The organism is Devosia sediminis (assembly GCF_016411825.1).
In the GTDB taxonomy this organism is placed as follows: Bacteria; Pseudomonadota; Alphaproteobacteria; order Rhizobiales; family Devosiaceae; genus Devosia; species Devosia sediminis.
In genome coordinates this window covers 761,769-785,530 of sequence record NZ_JAEKMH010000001.1, presented here as the reverse complement: position 1 = coordinate 785,530, position 23,762 = coordinate 761,769, and the positions used below count along the sequence as shown (strand labels likewise).

Sequence of the window (23,762 nt, the reverse complement as noted above, 5' to 3'; positions counted from 1 at the left end):
CGCTTTGGTGGAGGGAAGCGACCAATGGGATGGGAAAGCCTCGGGCATTGGGGGCCCGACGTCGAGCGGATCGAGGCCCTGACCGGCGGCTCGTCCAACGACGTCTGGAGCGTACGACTCAACGGTCTGAAGGCCGTCGCGCGCCGCGGCACGCGGAGGGATGCCGATCTGGCCTGGGAAACGGAGCTGCTGGCGCATCTCGACCGCCAAGGCTTTCCGGTGCCGATGCCCATTCCGACGGCGGATGGCCGGCTCTTTGCCGATGGCATCGTGGTGATGAGCTTCATCGAAGGCGGTCCGCCGTGCAGTGAGGCGGACTGGCAACGCGTGGCGCAAACGCTGCGCGAGCTGCATCGCCTGACCGGAGGTTGGCCGCAGCGCCCCGGCTGGCGCAGCTCTACTGATCTCATCACGGCCGATACCGGCACCCGGATCGATCTCAACGCCATGCCGGAGGAGGCCGTGGCGCGCTGCCGCCATGCCTGGGCAAGGCTGGCGGGCCGCGAGACTGCTGTCGTGCACGGCAATCCGACCAACCCGGCCAATATCATCATGACCGCCGACCGGGTCACCTTGATCGACTGGGACGAGGCCCATGTCGACGTGCCGGACCTGGACCTCGCCCTGCCCTTCAACGCCGCCGGCCTCATGGGCGAAGCGCGCGACGCCGCTGAACAGGCCGCCGCCGCGTGGGAAGCCGCGGTCTGCTGGAAGGACGACTACGCCATTGGCCGGCTGGCCGAAGTTCGGGCCGTGTAACCTCAACCCGCCTTGGGTGGCTGCATTCGCAGCGATAGCCAGATGCAGAAGGCGCCGACCAGGGCGAAGGCCGAGGCAACGAAATAGGCTTGGGCGCCAAGGAGCGGCACCAGCGCGCCGAAGCCGGTCACCGCGATGATGGAAAAGATCTGCTGGCCGACCACGAAGAGGCTCTGCGTCTCGGCGGCAATGCCTTCATCGGTCCAGTTGGCGATGAAGTGGACGCAGCCCATGAAGCCGAGCGCAAAGGTGATGCCATGGGTCGCCTGCAGCAGCAGGAGCCAGGCGACATCGGGCGCAAAGCCCATGGCCAGCCAGCGCAGCACCGAGGCCAGCGCCGAAACGAGGATCAGGTTGCGCGCCGTCACCCGACCGCCGAAGCGGCGCCAGACGAACATGACGAAGGCCTCGGAAAAGGCGCCGATGGCGATCAGTGGGCCGATCACCGCTTCGGAAATGCCCTGCTCTTTCCAGAGCAGCGAGCCGAAGGCGTTGAGCACCAGATGCGTGCCGAAGATCATGCAGAAGCCGAACAGCGGCAGGATAAACCAGGGCTTGGCGATCTCGCGCAGCGAGCTGGCCGTCACCTTGCCCGTCACTGCCGCTACGGTGGGCTCTTCCGCCGGCGCGCGGAAGGCCGGCAGTTGCAGCGACACCAGCGCCCGGAGCAGCGCCAGCCCGACAAAGAGCGGCACGAAAACCGCCGGGCCGTACCAGACCACGAGGAACCCGGTCAGGCCGTTGAAGACCATGTAGCCGACGGTGCCGAACGCGCGGATAAAGCCATAGTCCCCACCGGTGCGGGTGGCGAGCCGCATCACCGCCGCATCCAGCACCGGGGTGATGGCGCCTATGGGCAGCACGGTCAGCGTCCATAACAGCAGCACGCCCCAGAACTCGCTGACGAAGAAGAGCCCGATGGGAACGATGCCGGCAATCAGGGCGCCGATGACGATCACCTGCCGCCAGTCGCTGGCCCGGTCGGCGATGCGGCCGATGAACAGGTTGAACAGCAGGATGACGAAGATCGGCACGGCGTTGATGATGCCGATCTGCTCGGGCGTGATGCCCTTCTCGCTCAGCCAGATCGGCAGGAACATCACCGAGGCGCCGGGCGCCATGTAGAAGGTGAGGTAGAAAAGCGTTGCCCGCGTCGTCGGCGTCGGTTGCGACAGGGTCAGGGCGCGGGACATGATCGGCCTTCAAAAAAGCGAGTGGCGACGGAAAGCCGCCGGAGAATGGGTCAGACCAGCGCCTTGGGCGGCCGGAGCTTGAGCGAGAGCAGTACGCAGCAGACGGCAAGCAAAGAGGTGACGGTGGAATAGAAGAAAGCCTGTGCCCCGAAAAACTCCACCAGCACGCCGAACACCACCAGCGCGGTCATGGCCATGGCCTGGTTGAGCATGTTAGCAAAGCCCTGGGCCTCGGCAGCATTGGCCTCGTTGGTCCAGTTGGCGATGAAGTGCACGACGCCGAAATAGCCCATGCCGAAGCTGAAGGCATGCAGCAATTGGGTCATGAACAGCACTTCCACGGGCGGGTTGAACGCCATGATGGTGAAGCGCACGAGGCCGGCAATCGCGCCCGCAAGGATCATGTTGCGGGCCGTGACGCGGCCGCCGAAGCGCCGCCAGGCGAACATCAGTACCGCTTCGCCGACAGCCGCAAAGCCCAGCAGCGGGCCGAGGAAATAGCTCGGAATGCCGTTCTCGTGCCAGAGCAGCGCGCCAAAGCTGCCGATAATCGCATTGGAGGAATTGACCAATGCGAAGGCGAGGAGCGGCAGTACGAACCACGGCTGCAGCGCATCGCGCAGCTTGCTCGGCACGGCGTCCGGCGCCGCATCGGCCAACGTCACTTTAGGCGACGGCGCGCGGAAGCGCGGCAGCAGGAAAGACAGGACGGCGCGCAACACCACCATGGCGACGTAGAGCGACACGAAGGCCGCCGAACCCAGGAGATTCAGCAGCAATCCCAGCCCGCCGGCGCCGACGATATAGCCCACTGTCGCCCAGGCCCGGATGGCGCCAAAATCGCTGCCATTGCGACGAGCCATGCGCACCGTGGCGGCATCGATGACCGGGGCCACGAGGCCATTGCTGGTGGCGCAGAGGCACCAGACGAGCAGGATGCCCCAGAATTCCGAGACGAAGTAAAGCGGCAGCGGCGCCAGCGCCGAAACCATGGAAATGACGATCAGCGCCGTGCGCCAGTCATCCGCGCGATCGGCAACGCGCCCCACGATCATGTTCAGCAAGAGCAGCGCGAGCGTCGGCAGCGCATTGATGATGCCGATCTGATCGGCCGGCAGGCCATGCTCATTGAGCCAGATGCCAAGGAAAACGGAGGCGACGCCGCCGGGCAGATAGACCGTAAACTGATAAATGGAAGCGCGCAGCTCGGGTGTATCCAAGCGCGACAAGGCCGGTGACATTGAAAAGGACTCCCGGCGCAGGGAAGCACGCCGCGTTTCTTCCACTGACTCGCAATTGCGCCCGAAGCAAGGGCAATTCTGCCCCTAGCCAGCTTTTGTCAGGCGACGTTGCTGCAACGTTGCAGGGACCAGGGCGGACAGGAATTGCAGCGCGCTGGCCGACCAGGTGAACTGCTCGCCCAGTGCCCGCGCATCTTCGCGACGCAGCGTCAGCGATCGGCGCACGGCCACCGCCAGGTCCTCCGACACTGTGCCCGCCCGCTGGTCGGTGAGAATGTCGCGCGGTCCGGTCACCGGATAGGCCGCGACCGGCGTGCCCGAAGCCAGCGCCTCGGTGACGACATTGCCGAAGGTGTCAGTGCGGCTCGGGAACACGACCACATCGGCGCTGCGATAGGCCGCGGCGAGCGCCTCGCCATGCAGGTAACCCACAAAGCGTGCATCGGGATGGGCGCGCTCGAGATGCGCCCGATCCGGCCCGTCGCCGACCACGATCTTGCTGCCCGGCACGTCGAGGTCGAGAAAGGCCGTGACGTTCTTTTCCGCCGATACGCGGCCGACATACAGCAGATGCGGGCCGGCCAGGTCGGTGAACATGGTTTTGGGGCCCGGACGGAAGCGATTGCCGTCCACGCCCCTGCCCCAGAGGGTCAGATGCGAAAAGTCGTGGGCCAGCAGTTCATCGCGCAGCGACAGCGTCGGCACCATGGTTGCGGCTGCCGGGTCGTGGAACCAGCGAAGGTAGCCATAGCTCCACTCCTCGGGCACCGGGAGACGGGCCGAGGCATATTCGGGAAAGCGGGTGTGAAAGCTGGTGGTGAAGGCCTTGTCGCGCTCGAGGCAATAGCGCCGTGCCAGAAGGCCCAGCGGCCCCTCGGTGGCAATGTGGATGTGATGGGCGCGTGTCCGCGCCATGAAATGGAACACGGTCCGGCGCGACACGAGGCTCAGCCGGATTTCTGGATAGGTCGGCACCGGCACGGTCCAGAACGGCTCGGGGGTGAGGAAGCTCACCTCATGCCCCCAGCTTCGCAACTGCGCGGCAAGGCTTTCCAGCGTGCGCACCACGCCATTGATCTGCGGTCGCCAGGCATCGGTGACGATGAGGATGCGACGGGAGGAACGGCTGGGATCGATGTCCATGGCGGCACCACGATTGCTCGCAATGCCAGGATCGTGCCCCCCTCACGCGTCGCGCGTATGACGCCGGGGTGACGCTGAGGCGACGGTGTTACTGCCCGGCAACCTTGCGCAAGCGGGTCTTGCGCGGTTCAGCGGTGACCATTTCGGTCCACTTGATCAGCTCGAAATGCCCGTCGTGATTCTCGACGATGGCCGTGCAGCTCTCCACCCAGTCGCCAGTATTGATGTACTGGATGCCCAGCCGGTCGTGAATGTCGGCGAAGTGGATATGGCCGCAGATGACGCCATCGACGCCCACCTGCTTGGCCTCGTGCACCAGCGCCTCCTCGAAGCGCCCGATGACCGAGACGGCATTCTTGACCTTCTGCTTGGCCCAGGCGCTCAGCGACCAGTATTGCAGCCCGATACGCCGGCGCACCCAGTTGATGGCAATGTTGACGCGCAGGGCCGCGTTATAGGCCCAGTCGCCCACATGGGCGAGCCACTTCATGTTCATCACCACCACGTCGAACTGGTCGCCATGGATGACGAGATAGGTCTTGCCGGTCGCTGATGTGTGGATCGTGCGGTCGACCAGCTCGATCTCGCCGAAATAGGTGCCGAGATATTCGCGCAGGAATTCGTCGTGATTGCCCGGCAGGTAGACGATGCGCGTTCCCGCCGCGGCCTTGTCGAGCATGAGCTGGATCAGCTCGTTGTACTGGGCCGGCCAGTGCCATTGCTTGGCCAGCCGCCAGCCATCGAGAATATCGCCCACGAGATAGATGGTTTCGGCGTCGTGTGCCTTCAGAAAATCGGCGAGCTGGGCGCTGCGGACCGGCTTCATGCCCAGATGCACGTCAGACAGGAACAGCGCCCGAACGCGCCGGATTTCACGGTCTTCCGACATCAGCCTTCGGCCTCCTGAAGAGCACGGCCCGGAACAGCAAATTCCCGGATTTCCGAAAAGAACAGGCTCGACAAACAGATAGAGCGCGTTTGTGAATCAGGACGAGAACACGACGCTCGGGGCACGCATCTTATCGCCCAAGCCCGGCTTAGCAAATATCGGTCACCAGGAAAGCCGGGGAAAGCCGGATCAGTCGAGCCGCGCCTTCAGTGCCGCGATGCGCTCATAGCTCTGCTCGATGCGGGCGGCCAAGTCCGGATCGGCCTCGGCCTCGGCCAAGAGGATGGCCAGCACTTCATCGGTGAGGCCCGCCCGGTAGTCGGCCGTGTTGGAAAACAAGAGGATATCCATGCCCGCGCGCACCGCCTTGGTCACCGTCTCCTCGAGCGTGAAGTGATCGCGGATGGCGCCCATTTCGAGGTCGTCGCTGATCACCACGCCCGCAAAGCCCAGTTCCTCGCGCAGCACACCGTCGATCCAGCGCGGCGACAGCGAGGACGGCGTCTCCCCGTCCGCGTCGGCATAATCGGCATGGTAGAGGTGTCCCACCATGACCATGTCCACCATGTCGGCGGCGATCAGCGCCCGGTAGGGTTCGAGTTCCACCGCATCCCAGCTCTCGGTGATGTCGACAAAGCCCTCATGGCTGTCGGCGGTCGACGAGCCATGGCCGGGGAAATGCTTGAGCGCGGTGGCGACGCCCGCTGCCCGGTGCCCGGCAATGAAGGCCGTGTCATAGGCGGTCACCACGTCCGGATCGGCCGAAAACGATCGGCCGAAGCGGGCAATGACCTGGTTCTCCGTATTGGTGTTGAGATCGGCCACCGGCCCGAAATTGACCGTGAAACCGAGCTCGGCAATGCTCGCGGCCATCTCGCCATAAAGGGCCTCGGCCTCGTCGGGAGTGTCGCGCTCGGCAACCGTCGCGGCATTGGGGATTTCGGTGAAGCCGACATCCTTGGTGAGCCGTTCGACCGCGCCGCCTTCCTGGTCGATGGTGATGAAGGGCGGCAGGTCCGGCGAGGCTGCGCGGAACTGGGCGTTCATGTCGCTGACCGTATCGAGGCTCGCGACGTTCTTCTTGAGGAACATCACGCCGCCCAGCCGCCCGGCCGCCAGATCATCGGTCACGGCCTTGACCCCGGCATCGCCGGCGCTGTCTCCCTCGAACCCGACAATGATCATCTGCCCTGCCATCTGCTCCAGCGTCTGGGCCTGGAGCGTGGTGACGGACATGAGGGTGGCGGCGGAAATCAGCGCGAAACGAAGCAAGCAAACACCGGAAATGAAAAACGGACGAGCAATGTGATCAGCAAAACGCGGCGACACCATGTTTCATGACCCAAATGCGTCATGCGGAATAAATTCCGTCGCGCAATTCTTCGGCCATGGTGCAAGGGGTTCGGCGTTTTCAACCTTCGCCGTGACCCGCGCCAAAACTTTCGGGCGGCGGTACGTGGTGCCACCGCCCGTTTTTTTTGTTCGATCAAGCCGGCTTGTTCTGCCGGTTGGCAATGAGGTCGTCGACCACCGCCGGATCGGCCAGGGTGGACGTATCCCCCAGTGCGCCAAAATCGTTCTCGGCCACCTTGCGCAGGATGCGGCGCATGATCTTGCCCGAACGCGTCTTGGGCAGGCCCGGCGCCCACTGGATGTAGTCGGGCGAGGCGATCGGTCCGATTTCCTTGCGCACCCAGTTGCGGAGTTCGCCGCGCAGCGCGTCGTTATACTCCTCCCCGGCCATCAGCGTGACATAGCAGTAGATGCCCTGCCCCTTGATGTCGTGCGGGAAGCCCACCACGGCGGCCTCGGAAACCTTGGGATGGGCCACCAGCGCGCTTTCCACTTCGGCGGTGCCGAGGCGATGGCCGGAGACGTTGAGAACGTCGTCGACGCGGCCAGTGATCCAGTAATAGCCGTCCTCGTCGCGACGGCAGCCGTCGCCGGTGAAGTAGTTGCCCTTGTAGGTCTCAAAATAGGTCGAGACGAACCGGCCGTGATCGCCCCAGATGGTGCGCGCCTGGCTCGGCCAGCTTTCCTTGATGACCAGCACGCCTTCGGCCTTGGTCTGCTCCTGCAGCTTGCCTTCGGGCGAAAGCACTTCGGGCTGGATACCGAAGAAGGGCTTGGTTGCCGAGCCCGGCTTGGTCGGGATGGCGCCGGGGAACGGCGCGATCATGTGGCCGCCGGTTTCGGTCTGCCACCAGGCATCGACAATGCCGCAGCGGCCCTTGCCGACCTTGTTGTGGTACCACATCCAGGCTTCGGGGTTGATCGGCTCGCCCACGGTGCCGAGCAGGCGCAGCGAGGGCATGTCGTGCTTGTCGACGAATTCCGGGCCGGCGCCCATCAGCGAGCGGATGGCGGTGGGCGCGGTGTGGAAGATATTGACCTTGTGGCGCTCGACCACCTGCCAGAAACGGCTGGCATCGGGCCAGGACGGAATACCCTCGAACATGACCGTCGTCGCGCCATTGGCCAGCGGGCCATAGACGATATAGCTGTGGCCGGTGATCCAGCCCACGTCGGCCGTGCACCAGAACACTTCGCCCTTGCGGTAGTCGAAGCTCAGCTCGTGGGTCAGCGAGGTATATGTGAGGTAGCCGCCCTGGGTATGCAGCACGCCCTTGGGCTTGCCGGTCGAGCCCGAGGTATAGAGGATGAACAGCGGATCTTCCGCATTCATCGGCTCGGGATCGTTGAACGGCTCGACGCCCGCGGCAGCCTCATGCCACCACACGTCGCGGCTGCCCTTCATGGCAACTTCGGCGCCGGTATTGTGGACGACCAGCACCTTCTGCACGCCGGGGCAGTCTTCCAGTGCCTTGTCGACATTGGCCTTAAGCGGCACCGTCTTGCCGCCGCGGCGGCCTTCATCAGCGGTGATGACCACGGCCGAGTCGCAATCGTTGATGCGGCCGGCCAGCGAGTCGGGCGAGAAACCGCCGAAGACCACCGAATGCACCGCGCCGATGCGGGCGCAGGCCAGCATGGCATAGGCGGCCTGCGGGATCATCGGCAGGTAAATGGTGACGCGGTCACCCTTCCGCACGCCCAGCGACTTCAGCACATTGGCGCAGCGGCAGACCTTTTCGTGCAGGGTCCGGTAGGTGATGTATTCTGCCTTGTCATTGGGATTGTCGGGCTCCCAGATGATGGCGATATCGTCGCCCCGCTCGGCCAGGTGCCGGTCGATGCAATTGGCGGCAACATTGAGCACGCCGTCCTCGAACCATTTGATCGAGACATCGGGATAGGCGAACGTGGTGTTCTTGATCTTGCTGGGAAATTTCACCCAGTCGAGGCGCTTGGCCTGTTCCGCCCAGAAGCCGTCCGGATCCTGGATCGAGCGCTGGTAGAGCGCATCATACTGTTCAGCCGTCGTATGGGTGTGCGCGATCGCGGCCGCGCTTGGCTGGAATGTGAGCGGGTCGCTCATCGTCATCCTCCCTTATCTCTCCCATCAACCGTTCTAGTGTTCCACTCCCATGGCGGCAAGGGCCGGGGTCGCCAACTCCATTTCTATTTCGGGCATGGGTGTTTGCCGGTTTGGCAGGGCACAGCCTGTTAACCCGCAGGGGCTAGGATTTCCGCCTGCCTTCGCCGGTGAGGAGCCGCATCATGGCTGAAATGACCATCAGGGCCGCCACTCATGCGGACCTCGACCTCGTCCATCGCGAGTTAAGCGACGTCATCCTGACCTCGCCGCACTACAATGATCGCTTCAAGGCGCACGAGGCCGCGCGGCTCAACAAGGCTTTCCTCAAGGGGCTGATGGCCATCGATCCCTGGCACATCATGCTCATGTGCGCCGACGGGGTGCCGGGCGGCGCCATGGTGTCGGGGCCTGAATGCGGCTCCATCTTCCGCTACTGGAGCTGGGTCTTTCCCAGCCACCGCCAGAGCAAGCTCGGGCTCTTCGGCATGCGCCAGTTCGACGAGCACTGGGACAATACCCGCTTCCACAAGGCCTATACCTTCGTCCGGCCGGAAAACGAGGTCGCCCGGGCCCTGCTCAAGCGCTACGGCTACCGCGAGACCGCATTGCTCGAGCAGCACATCTTCGGCCAGGACTATCTGCTTATCGAAAAGTTCTATACCCGCCCCGACGTCGCCTACGACCAAGGCTATGTCGGCCGCCTCGGACGGATCAAGAACCGGCTGAAGGGATTGGTCGGGGCGTGACTTCACCGCCACTCAATGCAATTGTTGTCGCGCTCGATTGCTACGCTGTGTGAGGCGACAGACAATGCGCGACTTTGAAAAGCCCGCATCTGTGAAAGACATTCGGGATCGCATCGCTCGCTCGTTGGCAGATCCACGCCCACCCGTCCCCCTCGAAGAAGCGATTGAACGGGTGAAAGAGGCTGTCAGGGAGCGTAGGCGACCTACTCCGCCGCCACCAGCTTCCGCGACTTGAACCATTGCAGGATCGAGACATCGATCCCGGTCGTGCGCATGGCGATGAGCCAGAGGCCAAGCGACCAGACGGCGATGGCGATGAGGGCGGCGAGTGCAGCGCCCACCAGGTGCAGCATCGGCACCAGAACGATATTGCCCAGCACCAGCATGACCACGCCCAGCAGCACGGCCGGCAGGCTCGCCCAGGGCCGGTCATGGATGGAGAGCACCATGGAAGCCGGCCCCATGGCCGACCGCACCACCAGAGCCAGGCAGAGGATCGCCAGCGGCAGGGCGCCGTCGGTGAATTCCGGCCCGAACAGCATCAGCGCAAAGGGACCACCCACCAATACCAGGGCGAACAGGGCCAGCGATACCACGCTCGCCGCCAGGTTCGCCTCGCCCACCTTGCGGTGGAACGCGGCGCGGTCGGCCTTGGCTTCGCTCTCGAACATGTCGGGCAGGATCACCGCATAGACGGCGGCCACGCCGAAGGACACGAGGGCAAAGATGCGGGTGCAGACGCCGAAGATCGCCAGTTCCTCGCGGTCAAGCAGGTTGGCCAGCAGCAATAGGTCGATGTCGAAGAAAAAGTCGGTGGCAATGGTGATGAGCACCCAGGGCGCGGCGAAGCGCCACCAGCGGCGCCCTTCCGCCGGGCGGCCTTCGGCGGTTTCCTGGACCCTTGGCAGGGTGAACAGAACGAAGCCCAGGTGCACGAGGGCGATGGCGACATAGCCGAAGGCCGTGATCCACAGCATGGCACCAAAGGCAGCCTCAGGCGTGCCGAAAAAGGCAGCGCAGCCCAAAACGGTGCCGAGAACCATCATCGGACGGAAAATGCCGTCGGCGAAGAAACCGGCAAACGGGCGCTTGAGGCCCACCAGCACCGCGCCATTGACATAGACCAGCGCCGTGGCCAGCGCGAGCAAGGCGACCGGCACGAAATAGGTGGAGAGCACCTGCCCGCCCTGCCCCAGCGCCTCCATGACGAAAGGGCCGGCAATCAGCAGCAACACCAGCGCCGCGAGCACATGGCCATAGGCGCGGACGAGGAATGCCACGAGTTGCCACCGGTCCCCGCGCGCCCGGTATTCGGCGGCGAAATAGGTGCCGATGGTTTGGAAGCCGAGCGGCATGGCGACGGCGATGAGGTTTACGGTGGCGATGACGACGAGATATTCGCCCAGAAGCGCCGCACCCCAGGCCCGGGCGATAAACGCCTGCACCAGGAAGATCAGGCCCGCGCCGAACAGGCGGCCGGCGAAGATGATGGTCGATTGCGACGCCAGGCGCCGCGCGAAACTCATTGCAGGTCCGCAGGCAGCGATGCTGGCGGCTGGTCGGGCCTGGCCCGCGACGGGCGCACCATTTCCACGCGGCGGCGCAGCTCGTTGTAGAGTTCGCGTGCCCCGAATGCGCCGGCGCCCAGCATATAGGCCAGGGGGCGGTGGGCATAGTTGGCGACAGGCGGCACCGGCCTGATGACGCCCTCGGCGCCCACCATGCCCTTCTTGAACTGATGGAGGCCCTGAAAGCCGTCGGTGCCACCCAGGTCATACCAGCTCGCATTGGTATGGTCGCGCAGCCAGCGGATGATGTGCCAGTGCATGAAGTAACCGGCCCGCAACGGCAGGGCCTGGTCATTGCTGGCGCCATAGAGGTAAACGGCCCGCTGGCCTGCCTTGAAGATCAGCGCGCCGTAGACGACCTCGCCCGCATGGCGAACGAAGAACAGCTCGGGCCGCAGCGGCTCGTCGAGCGCCATCAGGGCGTCGAGCGTGTCGAAGGCCGAATAATCAGGAAACTGCTTGCGGTCGCTCATCGCGGCATAGAGCGTCTTGAACTCGTCGATCCGCTCGGCGCCAGCGTGCTCGAAACTGAGTTCGGACTTTTCCGACTTGTTGAGCTGGCGGCGCCAGGTCTGGTCGAAACTCTTGCGCTGCGCCTCGTCGGAGAGGCGCAGGTTGACGAGATAGCGATCGGGAAAACGCAGCACTGCGCCGCGCTTGAACCCGCGTGCCCTGAGCGCATGATATTCGTCATTGCGCTCGCCGGGGGCCGCATGCGGCAGCACAGAGAGCATCATGCCCCGTTCGACGGCATATTCGGCAACCAGCGCTTCCATCATGCCCGCATAGGTGGCGGCAGCGTCGGCCGCCTTGGCGTCCGCCAGCATCGGGCCCCACTTGATTATGGCAATGCTGGCAAGGCCCAGCGGCAGGCGCTGCACCATGACCAGCGCACCACCGACGAAGCGGCCCTGCCGCTCGAAGAGGCGCGGCTCTGGCGTGACACCGGGCCAGCGGATCGCCGCGAAGGCATGGAGCTGTTCCTGACAGACGCCGTCGAAGCGGGAAATGACAGCGTCCCATTCGTGCCCATCGACCTTGCGGGTCGTCAGCGCTGGGACGGAAGCACGACCGGCCGTCGGCGCGGCCAGGTTCTGCGCGGCAATGGTAAATCCTGCTGTGGCGGACATTGGCGTAGCTTCCGGCTCGATCAGTTGAGCGAAGGCTAGACAAGCAGGGTGAGGATTTCCCTATTACCGCCCGTACAATGCCGCAAACATCGCGCCTTGGTTAGCGGCGGGTGAATGGCTCCGGGGAGCCATTCACGGGTTCGGCGCTTCAGTGGGCCGCGGCAGCGGCAGCTTCGGCATGCGGCGTATAGAGCAGCGGAATGGCTGGGATGTCGACAAAGGCGCCGAGGCCTTCGAGGAACATGCGGATGGCCACGAAGAGGATCATGATGAGGCCGATCCAGGCGATCCAGCGATAGCGATGCAGCAGGCGCGCGATGAAGGTCGCGGCCACGCCCATCAGCACGACCGAAAGGGCAAGGCCGAAGATCAGCGCTTCGAAGTGATGCTGAGCCGCGCCGGCCACCGCCAGCACGTTGTCGAGCGACATGGAAACGTCGGCAATGATGATCTGGATGACCGCCTGGCGCAGCGTCTTCTTGGGCGCCTTGCCGGCCACGGTGCCGTCGGCATTGTGGTCGGCGTCCGACAGCGCCTCGGTGGCTTCGCCCTCTTCCTCGTGCGGAACGGTCAGCTCGCGATACATCTTCCAGCAGACGTAGAGCAGCAGCAGGCCGCCCGCGATCAAGAGGCCACCGCCCAGCGAAAGGAGCTGCGTGGTGATCAGCGCAAAGCCGATGCGCAGCGCCGTCGCCGCCAGGATGCCGATCAGGATGGCCCGGCGGCGCAGGTCGGGGGCGAGGCCGGCAGCGGCAAGGCCGATGACCACGGCATTATCGCCCGCCAGCACCAGGTCGATCATGATGACCTGGAGGAGGGAAGAGAGGAAACTCGGATCGATACCGAACATGAGCACAGTCCTTGCGGGGCGCATAACAAAGTCGTGACCACGCTGCTACTGCCGCGCGTCCGGCACATCAAGGGGGCATGCGATCAAACAATCCGAAAGTTCCATTTCGTGGGGGTTTCGGCGCTGCTCCCGTCAGCTTGGTGACAGGTTGGCGCCCCCAATCAGCTCCGGGGCGGCTGGCCCGGAGGCGGACCACCGGCGCCCATGCCATCGGGTGGCGCCATCATGCCGCCCGAGCTGCGCTCGGCAGTCAGATCCACCGGAATCGTCACCGTCCCCCGGAACCCGCTTGCCGGGTCGCCAACCAGTGCCAGCGTCTGCTGCGCGATCTCGTCGGCGCTGTTGTCGGCAAAGACCATGTCTGTCGCGATCGAAATGCGGCTGAGATTCTGCGTGCCATTGCTGTAGCGGGCGTCGGTCGCATAGACCTCGGCGCTGGCGCCTTCCGGCAGGGCAATCTGCGCGGTGAGGATGGACGCCTCCCCGCTGACGGCAGCCTCGACGCTTTCAAAGACCTCGAAATGCAGGTGCGGCCAGCGGCCATCGTAGCAGCCGGGGAAAATGGTGGTGAACCGAACCTTTCCCTCGCTATCGGCCACGCCGACCCCGCGCAGAAAATTAGCATCGGGAAGATCGTAGAGCGAGTAATTCCCGGTCGTGTCGCAGTGCCAGAGATAGATGGCATGGTCCGCGAGCGGCGTGCAGCCATCCGCATTGACCAGGGTCAGCTCGAGATCGAGCTGCAGGCCGTCGGCCACCGGCGTCAGCGCGCCAAACGAGGTGCGCAGGTCCTGGCGGATGACGCCCTGCTCGGTCAGCGCGTTGACCACCTGGCCGTTCCGCACATTGGTGCCATCGGCCGGATAAGGGCCGGCCGTTTCCCACGGCAGCGCCACGCATTCGAGGGCTGCGGCCGCACCGCCGGTCAGCGACACGAGGCCCACCCCGCCCATCAGGGCGAGCAATTTGCGCCGCCCCAGCATGAGGGGCAGGTCATGGGCAAAGCCCAGGTCGTGGTCATGGTGATCATCATCGTGGGAAGTCATCGCGGTGTCCTTGCTGAGGGGGCAATCAGGTTGGCACCACCTGTCGGTGGTCTAGGCACCGATAAGCCAGCCAACATGTCCAGATCACATCCACCGCATGACGATTTGGACAGGTCGGCAAGATAACAACGAAAATGGCGGGCATACGTCCAAATGGCGGAGCCAGCAACGCCCTGACCATCCACGCACCGAAACTCGACGTCACCTGGACAAGCCAAGAACCAGCGTGAAGCCCTTCATGAAAGAGCGACTGTAACTTACTGGACGGATTGGAGGACTTTGGTGGGTGCACAAGGGCTCGAACCTTGGGCACCAATGGCAAGAGTGACAAACCAAAACGCTGGATTTCCGGGCCTTTCGAGCGGCAGGCTTGCGCATACTGTCTGCACATGCTCATAGTGACAACCGTTCGTATTATGAAAGAACTTATGAATGGCTGGCGCTCGAGTTGGCAGACATCGTCTGAAATCTACGCAACTTTCGACAAAGACCGCGGGGATAATAGCAGACGGGGATGGTCTCTACCTAAGGACCACCATGTCCAAAGCCGGGACACTATCCCGTTCATGGGTTTTCGTATTCCACCTTAATGGGAAGCGTCGTGAGCTAGGACTGGGGGCATATGGATCCGGAACGGCGCCGGTGAGTCTATCTCTCGCACGCGAGAAGGCTCAGGCGACGCGCGATCAATTGGCCCGCGGCATTGACCCCATTGCCGCGAAGAGGCGAATGCAGGGCATCCAGAACTTCGGACAAGTCGCCGACGACTTTCTTGATGCCAAACGCCCTGGCTGGTCGAACGACAACCACGTCCGGCAGTGGGAGCGGACGCTAAAGGAAGTCTGCAAGCCCCTTCGGTCAATCGCAATCGATAAAGTCGAAACGGATGACGTACTGTCCATACTTCGGCCCATTTGGACCGAAATGCCAGAACATGCACGCCGCGTCCGTATGAGAATTGAATCTGTTCTCGACTATGCCGGATCAAAGGGACTCCGAAGCGCGCTTAACCCAGCACGCGGGAAAGGTCACATTCACAACCTTCTCGCGGCCCAGGACAAAACCAAAAAGCACATGATCGCATTGCCATATGCCGATTTGCCGGCATTTTGGCAGCGGCTGGCTGAGGTCGAAGGCTCGGGTGCTGCAGCACTTCGTTTCACAATCCTGACGGCAGCAAGGCCCGGAGAAGCGCGATTAGCGCCTTGGAGCGAGATGGACTTGTCGGGAAAGTTGTGGACCATCCCGCCCCAGCGCATGAAAGAGGGGCGGCTGCACCGAGTACCTTTGACCAACGCTGCGATTGAGGTTTTGCAGTCCGTCAAGCTAAAAGACCGGACGCCAGAAGACTGGGTGTTTCGTGGTCAGCGACCCGGCCGCCCCCTTAGCGATATGTCGATAACCGCAGTGTTGCGTCGGCTGAAGGTGGACGTTCACGTTCACGGTTTCAGAAGTACCTTTCGAGACTGGGTTGCTGAAACTACCAACCATCCCGGCGAGGTCGCTGAAGCCGCACTAAGCCATGCAGTGGGTGACGCCACCGAGCGAGCCTATCGCCGCGGCGACGCCCTCGAGAAGCGACGCTCGCTGATGGAGGACTGGGCGGCCTTCTGTACTGGAGGGGGCGCCAATGGCTAAGATTCCCGATAGTGTCGATTTGGTCGCTGTGGAGATCCGGCGGTTGATCAACCATAAGCGTTTGGCAGAGGCGACTGATTTGGCCGTGAAAACGCTAGAGGCCGGATCTGCTAAATCCGAAACGCAAAAGCTCGCCGTGACTCTATTGGTACGCAAAGCCCATAGGCCTGAAACCGGACCTGAAAAATGGATGGAGATCGGCCATGTCAATTATTGGCTTGAAGCCGAAGGCGTGAAGCCGCAAGCACTCCGAAACGAAAAGATGCGTGGGGAACCGCACAACCTCCACTACTCGGATGCACATTTCAAAAAGTGTATATCGATGTACAACAGAGCTCGGGCCGAGGACGAGTAAGTAGCTACGAAAGATGGGGGCTTTTGTGGTCCTGACTTTCGAAAACACACACAGACATAAATGACGCCATCAACAAGTGGAGGCGTCTATGCCAGATAACCAGTTTCCTCTCATCATCTCGGTCAAGGATGTATGCAAGCTCACCAGCCTGAGCCGAGCGTCCATCTCAAAAATCCGAGCTGCTGGTAATTTCCCAACCACTGTCCAACTCGGGGAGAAGCGCATCGGGTTCGTGCGCGCCGAGGTACAAGCCTGGATCGACGCCCGCATCGCGGCGCGACCGGCCAACGACAATGCACACCGTGACGAGGTGGCGGCATGAACAAGGCTAAGATGGTGCACCCCAATCCGCCGTTGGAATGGGACTTGGCGCCTCGGCTGGATGCCGAAAAACGCAGACTTATCGCGAAGCTGGCCAAACTTCAGGAGCTTACCGATGCGCTCAGGGAGAACGGCCCAATCGATAGTTCTCTGCTTGCTCAATATCAAAGGCTCTGCGACCACACCGGAGAGATCGATGATGCGGTCATACGCTCCAGCTTCGCCCAAGTCGATGGATCGATCGCAAGCTATTTGTCGGCCTGTATAGCCGAGGGCGCGCACCGCTCCGCCTAGCCCCTCCCCAACCCACACCATTCGCCGCCGGCATCGTGCCGGTGGCCGTACCCCGCTGCCAACCCGCGGCGCCCTTCAACTCGCCTGGCACACTGCCAGCAACATGGAGACACGACCATGAAACTTCTATTTGCCCGCCCGCTCGCTGAGCCTGACAAGGGCGGTCACCTGTGCCTCGGCACTATCGACGTCGAGCTCACACCCGATGCCCGTCTATACGGCTTGCGCCTCCTGCGCATGCGCGATGGCGCAATTCGACTGTTTGCACCCCACGCCGGCAAGCGCCGTGCAGCGACCTTCTCCCCAGAGTTAACGGAAAGGCTGACTCGGATGGCGATCGAAGCGATTGGGGTGCCGGCGAATGACCGCTGAACTGAAGCGCCACCCGGATGAGAGCCAGCTTCGCGACTGGGGGTTGCTGACGCACGAACAGCGTTTGGCACAATGTCCCCCCTCCACTGGTCGACCTGCAGGTACAAGCGTCGGTCCTTCAGACCACGGCGAAGCCGCCCTCGCTGAACTCGAAGCCTGGTGGCGCCGCGACCGCGTCGAGGCTAACCGCTGGCTCTTTGATGACAGGTGCATGGAAGCCGACGAGGCGCGCAACCACGCACGTCATATCTTGGCGTTGGCTCTAGAAACCGGCGAGGATGTTACCGCGGCCGAAGATGCGTTCTATGTCGCCGACCAAGCCCTGGACCTGGCAATCGTGCAATTCTATCTGGCGCACCCTGCAGAAGCCGACAACGCCAACACGGCGCCCGTCGACATCTGGGCCGAACGCGCTCGCCCCACTCTACCCGCGAACCTGCTACCCCCGGTTATCGAGACCTTTGCTCGCCGTCAGGGTGAACTTATGGGCGTGGATCCTGGTGGTTTGGCAATGGCAGCGCTTACCGTCGCGGCGGCTGCAATTCCGGACTCGGTCAAGCTGCAAGTGAAACGCCACGATCCGTCATGGACGGAGTCCGCCCGCTTGTGGTGCGCGTTGATTGGCTCGCCCAGCACGAAGAAGAGTCCCACAATCTCCATCGCGTCAGCACCGCTGCGCCAAATCGATGACGGCTTGTTGCGGAGCTACGTCGATCGGATGGTAGATTGGGAGCGTCTGGACAAGGCTCAGAAGGCACTAACACCGCCGCCACGCCAAGAGCGCACCCGTATTGAGGATGTTACCGTTGAGGCGGCGCAACAAGTGCTCGCCGACAACGAGCAAGGACTCCTGCTGATACGCGACGAGCTATCGGCCTGGTTCGGATCCATGGAGAAATATGGGAGCTCCAAGGCGTCGGCATCTGACCGCGGATTCTGGCTGCAGGCGTTCAACGGTGGATCGTATGCGGTCAACCGGGTTGGGCGCGGTGCGGCCCTTGTTCCCAATCTCTCGGTTTCGCTCTTGGGTGGCATTCAACCTGAACCCATCCGCGCCATATCAAAGGACTTGGCAGATGACGGTCTCATGCAGCGACTTGTCCCCATTTGCCTTGGGTCGGCCAGTGTCGGGACAGATGCGCCGGCGGGTAGCGAAGTGGGCGACTATCGCGATGCGATCAGCCGCATGCGCCGACTGAGGTCGAGAGGTGACGCTTTGCGCTTCTCGCCTAGCGCTCACAGTATCCGGGCGGAACGCGAGAAGCGCCACCACGAATTGGCAATGGCATGGGAGACGGTCAACCGGAAGATTGGCGCACACCTAGGCAAGTACGACGCCCTGTTTGCTCGCCTGTGTATCGTCTTTCATTGCCTCGACGAGATGCACGGCGATGTGCCGGTCGATGAGATAGGCGAGGACGTTGCGGAGCGCGTTGCCGCGTTCATGGATGATTACATCTATCGTCATCTCCTAGCGTTCTACACCAACGTTTTGGGCGCAGCCGACGACCAGGACGAGGTGACGGCCGTTGCGGGTTACATCCTGGCGCACCGACTGGAATCCATCTCGGTCAGTGAGGCGCGGCGCGGCGATCGCAAGATGCGCCAGATGACCGAGGACAAGGCGAAAGAGGTACTTGGGAAGCTTGATGCCTTTGGATGGCTGACTCTAGCAGCTCCAAGCGCGCGCAACGCCACGTCGACCCGTTACAAGGTTACAGCCGCCGTCCACACCATCTTTGCGGAGCGCGCTGCTGCTGAAGCAAGGCGGCGAGAGCACGTTAGGGCGATCATCGCCGACGGCAAGTAGGGACTTTGTGCCACTTTGTCCTTGCGCGCGTGAGACACAGATTGTCTTTGGCACTTCTTCTATTTGAGAGGGGTCTAGGCGTTTCGCGCGCGTAAGGGCAAAGTGTGGCAAAGTCCCGGACCCTACCATATGCGCATTTCCGAAAAACTCGAACTGGTCAGCAGCATCGGTCGAGAGCTGCAGTCCCGATATACGTTCGATGAGATCGACTCGTTCTTGGTAGAGTTCGGAATTACCCCACCAAGCGATGGTAACTGGGGCAGTAAGTGGGTCTATTCCAAGGAAGCCTTACGCGGCTGTCCCGAAGACACCATTTTGCGTATCGCCTCGGAACTCGGCATGCCGGTCGGAGGGGCACCAGCATCGGCATCGTTAGCTCCTCCGAAGAACTGGTCGGGAACCAAGGCCTTCCGACTATTCATCAGTCACTTGGCAGTCGAAAAGGCAAAAGCCAAAAGGCTGAAGGATTGCCTGGCTCCATATGGCGTCGCAGGGTTCGTCGCGCATGAAGACATACATCCCACGCTGGAGTGGCAGAGCGAGATTGAGCGCGCCCTGTGGGCGATGGATGCGTTTGTTGCCATCCACACGCCAGACTTCTCGAAAAGCATTTGGTGTCAGCAGGAAGTTGGCTTCGCCCTAGGTCGTGGTGTCAAGATAATCTCATTGAGGATGGGCGAAGATCCGACCGGATTTATCGGCAAACACCAGGCGATCGCCAGGCGCAACAGACCCGCGGAAGACATCGCGAAAGAGATAAGCGACATATTGGCCGACGATCCCCGCACCTCAGCGCGGCTGGACGAGGGAAAGAGGGAGATAAGTCCGCACATCGAGGACAACTTACCATTCTAGCGAAGCACCTGTCACGATTCCGAATTTTGCGGACGCAAAAGTTTGCTTACCCTGCCGGTCCGCCCCTGGCTGGTCGGCGGGCCTCAGTCACCCCCTACCCGAGGGGGGGGCGGGTCAGATCCCCGCGGCGACCCGACTCCGGGACCGCCCTTGGTCTATCGCGTTAAATCCCGCAGGTTTTGAAAGTTTTTTTGTCGCCGATTAGGCCGGGTGTGACGGGAGGGGAATAGCGCTGGCTTAAATGGCCACAATCGATCGCGCGCCCATGCCGAACTAAAGCTAGCTTAATTGAGTCGTTCGGACTTTACCAAATGGCCACCCTTCATGGCGCTGTATTCCTGAACTACCTTAGCCCAGTTCAACTCTAGAAAATTTTGTGCTGCGACTATTGAGGCATCTATCTGTTGGCGGGAATCGTTCCAATTCTCCGCAACTGGGCGCAGATGTTCTAGGTCTGAGAACATGCCCTCTACATACGCGGAGGCCGACATTTTCCGTTCGCCGCTCCGCGATACACCGTAAAATGGCGCGTCAAAAATTCTGGCAACGGCATACATGAAGCGGCGAATTTCAGGATCTTTGACGATGTAATAAAGAGCGTCGGCCTCTCCCCTAACTCTAATACGGGTGGCCAGAAACTTCGCTCTCTGGTCCCTGAGTATTTCAGACGCCACGACGACATCCTGAAAGGTTTGGGCCGCACGAATTGCCTTTTTTGCAGTCGTGAAGATCAAAAGATAGTTGTCGATCAAGGGTGGCAGTGCGTCATAGATAGGTGTGACGAGCTGGTCAAAATCTTGCCTTGTTCCACTCTGCCCGCGCTTTGCATGCTCTTTCACGGCGCCGAAACAGTCGATCAATGTCTTGGCCGCCGTAAAATATTCCAGCACGCACTTATCTCCAAAAGACCCGTCATTTTCATACACTGTCTGAATAGTCGAGGCTAGCGAGCCAGGCCGCACCAGAGCGCGGCCTGGCTCGCTAGGTTGTTTGCAGATGTGGATAATCTCCGCTGTGTGCGTGAACCTGCAGAAACCGACAGTCGCCTCACTACCCTCGAATGGCCTCTCGAATCCCACTTTAACACCGTCCAAAACCTATCCACCGCCCCATTGACATTCGAAAACACACACAACCACAATTCGTAATGTCAGCGGCCAATGGGCCGGGCCAAAACTAAGACCGCGAAGCGGCTTTCCTCCCACCACCACGGATACGATCCAATGACACCTGCCCTACCGGCGGGCGCAGTTGCGTCCGCGTATACTGGCAGGCACGCGGACCTTTTTCCGCTTTTGCCCGCCCTGGCTCGCTTCTATGCCGCCTTCGACTACAGGCCTGACCTCCTGGGTACCGCCGCGAACGATAACGCGAAGGTGCCGGCAGTACTGGATCGGCGCTTCGATACCGACGGTGCGTATTGCGCCGACCTTCTGAAGGCTTGGAGTGCCGGCAAGGTCCAAATCGCCAGCCAAGAACACAGGCGAGTTCAGTTCGTCCTGGAAAATGGAAAGCTTGAACCCCGCACCTACACGGTGCCAGCCGGCGCGATCACAAGCATCTGGGGGAGGCAAGTTATCCAAGAGATGGGCGACACTCGGAAGAGTAAGAGCGAGGCGGCCCTAGACGCGGAGGCCCGGTCGACTGCTTGGTTCTGCTGTGTTCTGAATGCAGAGCAGCACAATAGCGTCCCGAAGACACTCAGGCGCCGTGAGAAGGCGCCGCCGATTGACTGGACTGAATGGAGCGCGAAGGTGGGCGGTCATGTTCCATTAGATCAGGCCCGCGCCTCCTGCGGTCTCCCGGTGAGACATAACTACCCTCAGCGGCCTGGCCTTCCTTACTGCGCGCCGAGGGAAATCTTTTCCGGTCTTGTCGCAGGTCGCGGCTCAAGCTCCAGCGGCGGCGACGATAGCGATGAGCACGCCGCGCGTCGGCCGGATCCCGAGGCATTCACAGCATCGGAAGCCATCCTTGAGCATGCTCTGACCGAACAGTTTCGCGAAGCCTTTCCTTACCACTATGCCACCTTGGCCACGGCAGCCAACGTCGGCAGCATGGGCGACCTGGTGGCCAGCAATGACAATGGCACGGGGAAGCGCCGGTTCCGATCCGCCGCAGAAGCCTGGCAGGAATTTTTGGCTTCATAGCCCGAAAATGAGTGTGTCGGCGTCAATATAGGTTGAGAGGCCGCAGCCTCTCCATTTTGGTGGCGCCTCCGAAAGTCCCCGCTTCAACGGCGGGGACTTTTTTTGGCCCATCCATCCCAAAAATCCAGACATTTCGAAAGGGCGCGCATGTGCCTACGTTGAATCACGCCCTAGCCGCGATCGAGCGGCACTTAGGTTTTCCAATCTCTCGTGGCCGTACGGTCGCCTCCCGGCTCCAGGAAGCTGGGTACATTGAACGCGGCGCGCCTGGCGTAGCGCCCCGCATTTCCTTTGACGGATTTATTGCGCTGTTCATTGGCCTAGCGTCCGACAAGACATTGTCCGAGGTCGGCGTCGCAGTTGCCAAGTATCTCGATGCCACACCCCGCGGCGTTTCCCTAGATGGTGCGCCCACATCTGTGGTGCGCCTCGGCGTGGAAATCCTGACCCTGGCCGAAACTGCGCTCGAATACCCGAGTGACCTTGCAGCCGTCTCAATCGAAGTGGTCGCATCCTGGCCGGAAGTGGTCATTCGCCATTTGGAGGGCAAAACTCGTTTCGTGCCCGTCGGCGCCAATGCTTACCACTGGCAGGCCGCCGGCCATCGCACCTCAACCACAATAAACGGCGCTGCCTTCCGCGACTGCGTGCGCGCCATTTTCAAAGGACGTTGATCTATGGGATTGCTAAAATCCAGGACCGCTACCTCCTCCGAAGCCGAGCCTTTCACTGTCAGGTCTCTGGGTGACTATCACCCAGAGTATGGGGAGCGCCTGGCAAAGCTGATCGAGCTACAAGTTGCACTCAGCGACCTTCGGTCAGAAGCCGTAAGGTTAGAAAAGCAACTAGGTGACACACCTAGACCAAAGATTCGCCCGGCGGTGGCGGCTCTTCTGGGCGAGGAGTCGCTTGATGAGCGTGCGACGCTTTCCGCTCGGTTTAGAGAGGTGCAGCAGCAAATCGCGGATCATCAAGCGGCTGTTGCGCTCCAATCTGCGCGCGTTGAAGAGGTGAAAGGCAAAGCGACCATCGCGGCCTGTGAGGCGGTGAAGCCGGAATATGCTCGTCGAGTGGCGGCAATGGTCAACGCGTTGCAGTCAGCTGCCGAGGCGCGAGCTCGATACCGGGAGCTACTGGACGAACTGGACCGCAAGGAAATTGCCTGGCTTCGTCTGGGACCATTCGAGCCTAACTTTCTCGGTGAACGCGGTGACGGTCATATTGAGCGTATGGCACGCGAAGCCATGGAGCACGGTTATGTCTAAAACCGAAATCCGCATGGAGCGTGCAGACACCCGTTTTCGCCGGCCTGGTTCTGAACGACGCATCAAGGTGCCTGGCATGACCGAATACTACGGAAACGACGACCCTACGGCGATCGCAAAAGCGCTGCGGGCAAAATCTGAGCTCGGTGCGTTGGAGCGAAAGCTTGCCGCGAATTGAAGGATATGTTGCCCGCTTTGGCGACGTCACAACGATCGCCGGGGAGTTCCGGGAGCGGATAGCCCAAGGTGCATTTGCCCGTTCGTTGGCAGAGCGCGATGTTGTTATGATCCTTGATCACGACTCCGGCCGCGTTCTTGGTCGAGTGAGCGCGGGCACCTTGCACCTAAAGGAAGATCAAATCGGTCTCCGATTCCAATTGGACGTGGATGAGACGACGCCAGAAGGTCAGACCGCGCTAGGCACTGTTGGCCGGGGCGATGTATCGGGCTGTAGTTTTGGTTTCAGCGTCAAAGCGGAACGTTGGGAGGATGGGGGACGCAGGTTGCCCCTCCGCACCATTACCGACCTCAACTTGTTTGAGTGCACGCTGACCGCATTCCCAGCTTACCCCACCACCAGCGCTGCTGTTGTGCAGGACAATGGAGCCAACGCCCGGCGCCGAGTAATGGAGTCGAAACGCCGTGCCGAAGCGGCCATGCGCGCTCGTGGTATTCCAGTTTAAGGAATTACAATTCCA

At 61.9% G+C, this 23,762-nt stretch carries 25 protein-coding genes and 1 pseudogene; 15 read left to right on the top strand and 11 right to left on the bottom strand.

The window, feature by feature from the left end; translation table 11 throughout:
• Window positions 1-24: 24 nt before the first annotated feature.
• The gene (locus JEQ47_RS04000) at window positions 25-759 is read left to right on the top strand and encodes a phosphotransferase enzyme family protein (RefSeq protein ID WP_198875087.1); all 735 of its coding nucleotides are present in this window, start codon (window positions 25-27) and stop codon (window positions 757-759) included.
• 2 nt (window positions 760-761) lie between these two features.
• Here JEQ47_RS04000 and JEQ47_RS03995 read toward each other — a convergent pair whose 3' ends face one another.
• The 6 genes from JEQ47_RS03995 to acs all read right to left on the bottom strand — a co-directional run bounded on the left by JEQ47_RS03995 (window position 762) and on the right by acs (window position 8,664).
• The gene (locus JEQ47_RS03995) at window positions 762-1,952 is read right to left on the bottom strand and encodes an MFS transporter (RefSeq protein WP_198875086.1); all 1,191 of its coding nucleotides are present in this window, start codon (window positions 1,950-1,952) and stop codon (window positions 762-764) included.
• A 50-nt stretch (window positions 1,953-2,002) separates the two neighbouring features.
• Window positions 2,003-3,193, bottom strand: a complete 1,191-nt coding sequence (locus tag JEQ47_RS03990; RefSeq protein ID WP_198875085.1) for an MFS transporter — start codon at window positions 3,191-3,193, stop codon at window positions 2,003-2,005.
• A gap of 84 nt (window positions 3,194-3,277) precedes the next feature.
• Window positions 3,278-4,336: a glycosyltransferase family 4 protein gene (locus tag JEQ47_RS03985; protein WP_198875084.1), complete on the bottom strand. Its 1,059-nt coding sequence runs from the start codon at window positions 4,334-4,336 to the stop codon at window positions 3,278-3,280.
• Between the two features lie 88 nt (window positions 4,337-4,424).
• On the bottom strand, window positions 4,425-5,225 hold the full coding sequence (locus JEQ47_RS03980) for a UDP-2,3-diacylglucosamine diphosphatase (protein ID WP_198875083.1): 801 nt from the start codon (window positions 5,223-5,225) through the stop codon (window positions 4,425-4,427).
• 189 nt (window positions 5,226-5,414) lie between these two features.
• The gene (locus JEQ47_RS03975) at window positions 5,415-6,497 is read right to left on the bottom strand and encodes a glycoside hydrolase family 3 protein (RefSeq protein ID WP_198875082.1); all 1,083 of its coding nucleotides are present in this window, start codon (window positions 6,495-6,497) and stop codon (window positions 5,415-5,417) included.
• 214 nt (window positions 6,498-6,711) lie between these two features.
• Window positions 6,712-8,664, bottom strand: coding sequence for an acetate--CoA ligase (gene acs, locus JEQ47_RS03970; RefSeq protein ID WP_198875081.1), 1,953 nt, complete (start codon window positions 8,662-8,664; stop codon window positions 6,712-6,714).
• A gap of 182 nt (window positions 8,665-8,846) precedes the next feature.
• Between acs and JEQ47_RS03965 the strand changes: the two genes are divergently transcribed.
• Window positions 8,847-9,410 carry a GNAT family N-acetyltransferase gene (locus JEQ47_RS03965; RefSeq protein ID WP_198875080.1) on the top strand — a complete coding sequence of 188 codons (564 nt, stop codon included), beginning with the start codon at window positions 8,847-8,849 and terminating at the stop codon, window positions 9,408-9,410.
• Between the two features lie 203 nt (window positions 9,411-9,613).
• Here JEQ47_RS03965 and JEQ47_RS03960 read toward each other — a convergent pair whose 3' ends face one another.
• From JEQ47_RS03960 to JEQ47_RS03945, 4 genes are all read right to left on the bottom strand, one after another.
• Window positions 9,614-10,936: a lipopolysaccharide biosynthesis protein gene (locus tag JEQ47_RS03960; protein WP_198875079.1), complete on the bottom strand. Its 1,323-nt coding sequence runs from the start codon at window positions 10,934-10,936 to the stop codon at window positions 9,614-9,616.
• Complete coding sequence (locus JEQ47_RS03955) at window positions 10,933-12,108, bottom strand: lipid II:glycine glycyltransferase FemX (protein WP_198875078.1); 1,176 nt, start codon at window positions 12,106-12,108, stop codon at window positions 10,933-10,935. The genes JEQ47_RS03960 and JEQ47_RS03955 overlap by 4 nt, the downstream gene beginning before the upstream one ends.
• A gap of 148 nt (window positions 12,109-12,256) precedes the next feature.
• The gene (locus JEQ47_RS03950) at window positions 12,257-12,958 is read right to left on the bottom strand and encodes a YjbE family putative metal transport protein (RefSeq protein WP_198875077.1); all 702 of its coding nucleotides are present in this window, start codon (window positions 12,956-12,958) and stop codon (window positions 12,257-12,259) included.
• 161 nt (window positions 12,959-13,119) lie between these two features.
• Entirely contained in the window at window positions 13,120-14,004 is an 885-nt protein-coding gene (locus JEQ47_RS03945; protein WP_198875076.1) for a dioxygenase family protein, read from the bottom strand.
• Between the two features lie 432 nt (window positions 14,005-14,436).
• Here JEQ47_RS03945 and JEQ47_RS20915 point away from each other — a divergent pair.
• The 8 genes and pseudogenes from JEQ47_RS20915 to JEQ47_RS03910 all read left to right on the top strand — a co-directional run.
• Window positions 14,437-14,721, top strand: a pseudogene (locus JEQ47_RS20915) (Arm DNA-binding domain-containing protein); the annotation flags it as partial.
• A 12-nt stretch (window positions 14,722-14,733) separates the two neighbouring features.
• The gene (locus JEQ47_RS03940; protein WP_236020712.1) at window positions 14,734-15,642 is read left to right on the top strand and encodes a tyrosine-type recombinase/integrase; all 909 of its coding nucleotides are present in this window, start codon (window positions 14,734-14,736) and stop codon (window positions 15,640-15,642) included.
• Window positions 15,635-15,997 carry a hypothetical protein gene (locus JEQ47_RS03935; protein ID WP_198875074.1) on the top strand — a complete coding sequence of 121 codons (363 nt, stop codon included), beginning with the start codon at window positions 15,635-15,637 and terminating at the stop codon, window positions 15,995-15,997. Before JEQ47_RS03940 ends, JEQ47_RS03935 begins: the two co-directional genes overlap by 8 nt.
• Before the next feature lie 88 nt (window positions 15,998-16,085).
• A complete protein-coding gene (locus tag JEQ47_RS03930) occupies window positions 16,086-16,319 on the top strand; it encodes a helix-turn-helix transcriptional regulator (protein WP_198875073.1) in 234 nt (77 codons plus the stop codon).
• Window positions 16,316-16,612 carry a hypothetical protein gene (locus tag JEQ47_RS03925; protein WP_198875072.1) on the top strand — a complete coding sequence of 99 codons (297 nt, stop codon included), beginning with the start codon at window positions 16,316-16,318 and terminating at the stop codon, window positions 16,610-16,612. Before JEQ47_RS03930 ends, JEQ47_RS03925 begins: the two co-directional genes overlap by 4 nt.
• A gap of 117 nt (window positions 16,613-16,729) precedes the next feature.
• The gene (locus JEQ47_RS03920) at window positions 16,730-16,984 is read left to right on the top strand and encodes a hypothetical protein (RefSeq protein WP_198875071.1); all 255 of its coding nucleotides are present in this window, start codon (window positions 16,730-16,732) and stop codon (window positions 16,982-16,984) included.
• Window positions 16,974-18,794 (top strand): DUF3987 domain-containing protein, encoded by a 1,821-nt coding sequence (locus JEQ47_RS03915; protein WP_198875070.1) that lies wholly within the window; start codon window positions 16,974-16,976, stop codon window positions 18,792-18,794. The genes JEQ47_RS03920 and JEQ47_RS03915 overlap by 11 nt, the downstream gene beginning before the upstream one ends.
• Window positions 18,795-18,923: 129 nt before the next feature.
• The gene (locus JEQ47_RS03910; protein ID WP_198875069.1) at window positions 18,924-19,649 is read left to right on the top strand and encodes a toll/interleukin-1 receptor domain-containing protein; all 726 of its coding nucleotides are present in this window, start codon (window positions 18,924-18,926) and stop codon (window positions 19,647-19,649) included.
• Between the two features lie 284 nt (window positions 19,650-19,933).
• Here JEQ47_RS03910 and JEQ47_RS03905 read toward each other — a convergent pair whose 3' ends face one another.
• On the bottom strand, window positions 19,934-20,539 hold the full coding sequence (locus JEQ47_RS03905) for a hypothetical protein (protein ID WP_198875068.1): 606 nt from the start codon (window positions 20,537-20,539) through the stop codon (window positions 19,934-19,936).
• Between the two features lie 333 nt (window positions 20,540-20,872).
• Between JEQ47_RS03905 and JEQ47_RS03900 the strand changes: the two genes are divergently transcribed.
• The 5 genes from JEQ47_RS03900 (at window position 20,873) to JEQ47_RS03880 (ending at window position 23,747) form a co-directional block, all read left to right on the top strand.
• Entirely contained in the window at window positions 20,873-21,799 is a 927-nt protein-coding gene (locus JEQ47_RS03900; RefSeq protein ID WP_198875067.1) for a hypothetical protein, read from the top strand.
• A 158-nt stretch (window positions 21,800-21,957) separates the two neighbouring features.
• Complete coding sequence (locus JEQ47_RS03895; protein WP_198875066.1) at window positions 21,958-22,473, top strand: hypothetical protein; 516 nt, start codon at window positions 21,958-21,960, stop codon at window positions 22,471-22,473.
• Between the two features lie 3 nt (window positions 22,474-22,476).
• Entirely contained in the window at window positions 22,477-23,064 is a 588-nt protein-coding gene (locus JEQ47_RS03890; protein WP_198875065.1) for a hypothetical protein, read from the top strand.
• Entirely contained in the window at window positions 23,057-23,242 is a 186-nt protein-coding gene (locus tag JEQ47_RS03885; protein WP_198875064.1) for a hypothetical protein, read from the top strand. The genes JEQ47_RS03890 and JEQ47_RS03885 overlap by 8 nt, the downstream gene beginning before the upstream one ends.
• A complete protein-coding gene (locus JEQ47_RS03880; RefSeq protein ID WP_210337932.1) occupies window positions 23,229-23,747 on the top strand; it encodes an HK97 family phage prohead protease in 519 nt (172 codons plus the stop codon). The genes JEQ47_RS03885 and JEQ47_RS03880 overlap by 14 nt, the downstream gene beginning before the upstream one ends.
• The last annotated feature ends 15 nt before the right edge of the window (window positions 23,748-23,762 follow it).

What these genes read in the sequence shown, in the direction of transcription:
- JEQ47_RS03910 (WP_198875069.1), top strand. Translation starts at nt 18,924, where the DNA reads ATGCGCATTTCCGAAAAACTCGAACTGGTCAGCAGCATCGGTCGAGAG.
- JEQ47_RS03925 (WP_198875072.1), top strand. Translation starts at nt 16,316, where the DNA reads ATGAACAAGGCTAAGATGGTGCACCCCAATCCGCCGTTGGAATGGGAC.
- JEQ47_RS03990 (WP_198875085.1), bottom strand. Translation starts at nt 3,193, where the DNA reads ATGTCACCGGCCTTGTCGCGCTTGGATACACCCGAGCTGCGCGCTTCC.
- JEQ47_RS03915 (WP_198875070.1), top strand. Translation starts at nt 16,974, where the DNA reads ATGACCGCTGAACTGAAGCGCCACCCGGATGAGAGCCAGCTTCGCGAC.
- JEQ47_RS03965 (WP_198875080.1), top strand. Translation starts at nt 8,847, where the DNA reads ATGGCTGAAATGACCATCAGGGCCGCCACTCATGCGGACCTCGACCTC.
- JEQ47_RS03920 (WP_198875071.1), top strand. Translation starts at nt 16,730, where the DNA reads ATGAAACTTCTATTTGCCCGCCCGCTCGCTGAGCCTGACAAGGGCGGT.
- JEQ47_RS04000 (WP_198875087.1), top strand. Translation starts at nt 25, where the DNA reads ATGGGATGGGAAAGCCTCGGGCATTGGGGGCCCGACGTCGAGCGGATC.
- JEQ47_RS03945 (WP_198875076.1), bottom strand. Translation starts at nt 14,004, where the DNA reads ATGACTTCCCACGATGATGATCACCATGACCACGACCTGGGCTTTGCC.
- JEQ47_RS03980 (WP_198875083.1), bottom strand. Translation starts at nt 5,225, where the DNA reads ATGTCGGAAGACCGTGAAATCCGGCGCGTTCGGGCGCTGTTCCTGTCT.
- JEQ47_RS03950 (WP_198875077.1), bottom strand. Translation starts at nt 12,958, where the DNA reads ATGTTCGGTATCGATCCGAGTTTCCTCTCTTCCCTCCTCCAGGTCATC.
- JEQ47_RS03885 (WP_198875064.1), top strand. Translation starts at nt 23,057, where the DNA reads ATGTCTAAAACCGAAATCCGCATGGAGCGTGCAGACACCCGTTTTCGC.
- JEQ47_RS03985 (WP_198875084.1), bottom strand. Translation starts at nt 4,336, where the DNA reads ATGGACATCGATCCCAGCCGTTCCTCCCGTCGCATCCTCATCGTCACC.
- JEQ47_RS03890 (WP_198875065.1), top strand. Translation starts at nt 22,477, where the DNA reads ATGGGATTGCTAAAATCCAGGACCGCTACCTCCTCCGAAGCCGAGCCT.
- JEQ47_RS03955 (WP_198875078.1), bottom strand. Translation starts at nt 12,108, where the DNA reads ATGTCCGCCACAGCAGGATTTACCATTGCCGCGCAGAACCTGGCCGCG.
- JEQ47_RS03935 (WP_198875074.1), top strand. Translation starts at nt 15,635, where the DNA reads ATGGCTAAGATTCCCGATAGTGTCGATTTGGTCGCTGTGGAGATCCGG.
- JEQ47_RS03960 (WP_198875079.1), bottom strand. Translation starts at nt 10,936, where the DNA reads ATGAGTTTCGCGCGGCGCCTGGCGTCGCAATCGACCATCATCTTCGCC.
- JEQ47_RS03995 (WP_198875086.1), bottom strand. Translation starts at nt 1,952, where the DNA reads ATGTCCCGCGCCCTGACCCTGTCGCAACCGACGCCGACGACGCGGGCA.
- JEQ47_RS03930 (WP_198875073.1), top strand. Translation starts at nt 16,086, where the DNA reads ATGCCAGATAACCAGTTTCCTCTCATCATCTCGGTCAAGGATGTATGC.
- JEQ47_RS03940 (WP_236020712.1), top strand. Translation starts at nt 14,734, where the DNA reads ATGCAGGGCATCCAGAACTTCGGACAAGTCGCCGACGACTTTCTTGAT.
- JEQ47_RS03900 (WP_198875067.1), top strand. Translation starts at nt 20,873, where the DNA reads ATGACACCTGCCCTACCGGCGGGCGCAGTTGCGTCCGCGTATACTGGC.
- acs (WP_198875081.1), bottom strand. Translation starts at nt 8,664, where the DNA reads ATGAGCGACCCGCTCACATTCCAGCCAAGCGCGGCCGCGATCGCGCAC.